Genomic DNA, 4,752 nt, shown 5'->3' on the forward strand with positions numbered 1-4,752 from the left:
CGCGCAGCACGGCCGAGGAGACCGGAGCGATGACCAGGCCCAGGCCCAGACCGGCCACCACCAGCTCGATGTCCACGACCAGACCCGCGCTCTCCAGCTCGAGCGGCCACCGGCTCATCAGCCAGTAGCCCGCCGCCCCCAGCGCCATGCCCGCCACGGCCACGGTGCGGTCGCCCAGCCTGCGGCCCAGGAGACCGCCCAGCAGGGCCCCGACGGTGAGCGCGGCCAGGAACCTGGCAAGGACCAGCGACGCCTCCAGCCGGTCCTCGCCGAGCAAAGTCTGGGCGGTGAGCTGGACGAACACCATGGTCACGAGCAGCGCGGCCCCGGCCAGGAAGCTCACGGCCAGGGTGGCGAGCAGGGGGCCCTTGCGGGTGGCGGAGAGATCGAGGAGACGGACCGACGAGCGGATCTCCCACCACACGAAGATCCCACCCGTCACCGCACCGGCCGCGATGACGACGAGGCCCCAGGGCGGGAGCACGGATTTGGCCGGGTCGGGGTTGTAGAGGCCCACGACCAGCAGGCCGAGCGTCAAGGCCAGCAACGCCCCGCCGACGACGTCGATCCGCCGCGCCGGCGGCTCGGACCCGTCCCGGGCCCCCGTCTCTTCGACCACGCCTAGGGTGCTCGCCTCCGGGCCTGTGGCTCCTGCAGCACCCGCCTCCTGCCCGGCCGCGCTCATGGCGCCGGCGACTGACCCGTGCGGCACGCGCGTGGCGCCCGCCGTCCGCGCTGCCGCGTCCGTGGCGGTTGCCGTCACGTCGGTGGCGTCGTCGGCGCCGATGCGCTCTGTCGCGCTGGCGGCGCTCGCCGGGGGGTGCGTCGAGGTGGGGGTACTCGCCGGGAGGCGCGCGGTGGTGGCGTCGGTTGGAGGCGGGATCGGGTGGTCGTTCGCGGGGTCCGCGCGACCCGCCGTACCGGCGGGGACCGTGAGCTGCACCGCGACGGCGGCCAGGGCGGCGAGCGGGACGTTGATCCAGAAGATGGCGTGCCAGCCGCCCAGCTCCACCCCCGCCACCACGGTGGCCGGGATCCCCGCCAGCAACCCGCCGTACAGGGGCCCGAGCGCGCTGCCGAGCTCCTGCGCCGCCCCCACTGCCCCCAGCGCCACCGGCCGCTCGTGCTCGTCCCACAGGTCGCCGATGAGGGCCATCGTGATCGGCAGCAGCGCCCCGCCGGCCACCCCCTGGACGGTACGCCCGGCCACCACCATCACCTCGCCGGCGGCCAGGGCCGTCAGCACCGAGCCCAGCGCGAAGGCGGCCAGGCAGGCGTGGATCAGCGGCCGCCGGCCGTACCGGTCGGAGAGCTGGCCGAGCAGGGGCATCGCGGCGACGTACCCGAGCAGGAACCCCGTGACGATCGGCGTGGCCCGCTCCAGGTGGTTCAGCGGGATGCCCACGTCCTCGGCGACGTCGATCAGGACCGTCACCACCACGTACGCGTCGAGCGCGGCCAGCAGCACCACCGCGCCCCCGGCGCCGAGCACGACCCGGCGGGCGCCCCTCATCCGGCGGCGGGCGGCGTGATCGTGACCGGCGCGTCGTAGTCGCTGAACGACACCGTCACCGTGCCGTCCTGCAACGGCAGGCTGGCCTTGGTGAGCCTGCTGGTGGCCTTGTCGAGCCAGACCTTGCCGTTCACGCCCTGCGTGACGCCCGGGATGATCTGCCCGAGAACCTGCCCAGGGAACGTCGTGGCCACTCGGTACGAGTCGCCCTCCAGCGCCTCCACCTTGGGATCCGTGGACGAGGCGAGCAGTTGTGCGATGCCCTTGGTCGGCTCGAGGATCACCGAGGGGTCGTAGAACTGCGCGAGCTGCTGCCGCGTCATCTTCTGGAAGCCGCCCGTCGGCCCCTTGAAGTGCACGGTGTCCCCGATCAGGGCGAAGCTGACCTCCTGCAGGGTTCCCAGCACCTCGATCGTGATCGTTCCGTCGGCGTCACCGGCGGCCGTGAGCCTGCCGTCGGCCTTCTTGACCGGCACCTTCGGCTTGCCCTCCGTCGCGATCGAGAAGCTGGCCGACTTGACGCCCTTCATGGCCTCGGCGGCCTTCTTCATCAGGTCGGGACCGGCGGGCAGTGCGTCGCCGCCGCCCGACGAGCACGCCGACACCAGGGCGAGAACCGCCACGATCAGAAGCTTTCGGAGCATGAGCGGATCGTAGCGAGCGCTTGGGAACGTCCGTGAGCCGTCGCGGATATCGGTTGGGTGTCAGCGCAGCTTCTTCAGATGCTCGAGGATCGGCTCGTAGGCCGCCTCGAGCGCTTCGAGCTGCTCGTCGCTGAGGCGGTCGACGAAGTGCTCGCGCACACTCGCCACGTGGTCCGGCGCCACCCGCTGGATCGTCTCCCAGCCCTCGTCGGTCAGCACCGCGAAGGTGCCCCGCCGGTCGTCGCGGCAATCCTCCCTGGTCACCAGGCCCTTGGCCTCCATGCGGGAGATCTGGTGCGACAGCCGGCTGCGTGACTGGATCGTCGCGTCCGCCAGGTCGCTCATCCGCATGCGCCGGTCCTGGCTCTCCGAGAGGTTGACCAGGATCTCGTAATCGTTCAGCGAGAGCTGGTGCACCTGAAGCTCGCGATCCAGGCGGTGCATGAGGAGCTTGTGCAGCGCCAGATGCGTGCGCCAGGCACGCTGTTCGGCGGGTGAAAGCCAGCGAGGCGCGCTCATGATCCCCAATGTAGCGCACGTAAAGTGGAGCCCTATGGAGCAGCGGGAGCCGGGGGAGAGCCTGGGGACCGTTCTGGTGGCCGGCGCGGCCAACCTGACGATCGCGCTGGCCAAGCTCGTCGCGGGCCTCATCGGCGGCTCGGCGGCCATGCTGTCGGAGGCTGCTCACTCGGCCGCCGACACCGTGACCGAGCTCCTGCTGCTGGTGGCGGTGCGTCGCGGAGGGCGGCCCGCCGACCAGCGGCATCCGTTCGGGCACGGCAAGGCCGGGTTCTTCTGGGCGATGATGGCGGCCGTGGCGACGCTGGTGGGCGGCGCCGGGTTCTCGATCACGCACGGCCTGCACGAGATCAGCCACGGCGAGAAGCTGTCGAACCTCACCCCCTCGTACATCGTGCTCGCCGTCGCGTTCGCCGTGGAAGGCGCCTCGTTGGGCAAGGCGTACTCCCAGCTGCGCAGCCAGGCGGCGCGCTACCAGGTCCATCCCGTACGGCTCGTGCAGATCACCTCCGACACCGCGTTGAAGGCCGTGCTGTTCGAGGACGCGGCCGCCCTGGTGGGCCTGCTCATCGCCGCCGTGGGGCTGGCCGGGTCGCAGCTGTCGGGCTCGTCGTTCTGGGACGGCGGGGCGTCGATCGCGATCGGCCTGCTCCTGCTGGTGGTGGCGCTCACCCTGATCCGGTCGAACCTGTCGCTGCTCATCGGCCAGGCCGCGCCCCAGCAGACCGAGACCGGCATCCGGGCCGTGCTGCTGGCCCAGCCGGAGGTGGAGGACGTGGTCGAGCTGCTCACCATGATGATCGGGCCCGGCTCCATCCTGGTGGCCGCGAAGATCGACTTCCGGGACGAGGCGAGTGCGGCCGGCGTGGAGATCGCCTGCGACGAGGTGGACCGCCGGCTGCGGGAATGTTTCCCGGGGGTCAGCCAGGTCTTCCTCGACCCCACCCCGACCCGCCGCCGCTGAACCCCTCCGGCTTATCCGGGGATCGGCACCCTTCTGGCGGGGGTGTCCGTGACGACGGCCACCCTGATGTCGGGACCGGCGCTCCACTCCAGCAGGTGACGGCCCGCCAGGTCGTCGCCCCCCGCGTGCAGCGTGTCGAGCGTCAGCTCGCCGCGCTTGATCAGCGCCTCCTTGCGCGTCCAGTGCCTGATCAGCTCGTCGTTGCCGGCGACCAGTGCGCGCTCGCGCGGGGTGCAGACCCGGTCGGCGAGCGACAGGTCCAGCGGCCCGGGCGGCACGTGCTCGGCGTCCACGCCGACCTTGCCGGGCCCGGCCGCCGCGCACACGTAGCCGCGCGTGTGGCTGAAGCTGACGCCCAGCTCGGGCGCCTCCTCGATGTACGGCTTGCCGTGCCCCGGACCGTGCAGCTCGCAGCGTTGCAGCAGCGTCAGCTTGTACGGCTCGGTGCCGAGCACGGCGGCGGCGCAGAACCGCACGAGCAGGTGGGCGGCGACGTAACTGGCTCGATCCGCCGCGAACCGGAACCGGCCGGCCCGATCCATCTCCACCTCGGTGAGCCAGTCCTCCGGGGCGCGCACCTCATCGGGGCGGCCACCCATCGCTAAGGGGCCGATGGTCAGTCCTTCTTCTTCTTGTCGGCGGTGAGGTTGTACTGGTCCTCCGAGGCCGCGCCGAGCACGGTCACGTCATGGATCTTCCAGGTCCCCTTCTCCTTCACAAGGCTGATCTTAAGGTGCGAGTCCTTGACGGAGCGGATCGCCTCAGAAGTGTTCACCTGCTGGTCGACGACGACGATGGCGTGCGCGGTGGCTTCGTCCACGTCGGCCAGGTAGACCTCGCGTACCGTGGCCTGCGAGATGGCCTTGAGCTTGACGATGACCTGCGCCATCGCGCCGCCGAACGCCGCGTCGTAGGTGGCCAGGAAGTCGCCCGTGGCCTGGGCGGCGAGGGTCGAGCGGGTGGTCTGGAGGTTCTGGTAGTCGTAACTGAGCAGGGCCTTGCTGAACGCGCTCGCCGCCCCGGACACCTCCAGCCGCAGCGCCCGCTCGGTCTCGAGCTTGGCCAGCGCGTCCTCGGCCCGGGTGGCGGAGATCCACTGCAGGACGGCGGTG

Annotated in this window: 6 protein-coding genes; 1 reads left to right on the top strand and 5 read right to left on the bottom strand. The window is 71.4% G+C overall.

What is annotated here, in order from left to right:
* The 3 genes from AB0J09_RS56455 to AB0J09_RS56465 all read right to left on the bottom strand — a co-directional run.
* Positions 1-1,513: MFS transporter (locus AB0J09_RS56455; RefSeq protein WP_360710865.1), on the bottom strand; the 1,513-nt coding region annotated here is incomplete at its 3' end.
* On the bottom strand, positions 1,510-2,157 hold the full coding sequence (locus AB0J09_RS56460; RefSeq protein ID WP_360710868.1) for an LppX_LprAFG lipoprotein: 648 nt from the start codon (positions 2,155-2,157) through the stop codon (positions 1,510-1,512). The genes AB0J09_RS56455 and AB0J09_RS56460, both read right to left, overlap by 4 nt.
* A 60-nt stretch (positions 2,158-2,217) precedes the next feature.
* Positions 2,218-2,676 carry a MarR family transcriptional regulator gene (locus AB0J09_RS56465; protein ID WP_360710871.1) on the bottom strand — a complete coding sequence of 153 codons (459 nt, stop codon included), beginning with the start codon at positions 2,674-2,676 and terminating at the stop codon, positions 2,218-2,220.
* Positions 2,677-2,710: 34 nt separating this feature from the next.
* Between AB0J09_RS56465 and AB0J09_RS56470 the strand changes: the two genes are divergently transcribed.
* The gene (locus AB0J09_RS56470) at positions 2,711-3,640 is read left to right on the top strand and encodes a cation diffusion facilitator family transporter (RefSeq protein ID WP_360710874.1); all 930 of its coding nucleotides are present in this window, start codon (positions 2,711-2,713) and stop codon (positions 3,638-3,640) included.
* An 11-nt stretch (positions 3,641-3,651) separates the two neighbouring features.
* Here AB0J09_RS56470 and AB0J09_RS56475 read toward each other — a convergent pair whose 3' ends face one another.
* Positions 3,652-4,239, bottom strand: a complete 588-nt coding sequence (locus AB0J09_RS56475) for a 4'-phosphopantetheinyl transferase superfamily protein (RefSeq protein ID WP_360710877.1) — start codon at positions 4,237-4,239, stop codon at positions 3,652-3,654.
* Between the two features lie 17 nt (positions 4,240-4,256).
* Positions 4,257-4,752: hypothetical protein (locus AB0J09_RS56480; protein WP_360710880.1), on the bottom strand; the 496-nt coding region annotated here is incomplete at its 5' end.

Source organism: Nonomuraea sp. NPDC049784, assembly GCF_040659615.1.
Lineage (GTDB): Bacteria > Actinomycetota > Actinomycetes > Streptosporangiales > Streptosporangiaceae > Nonomuraea.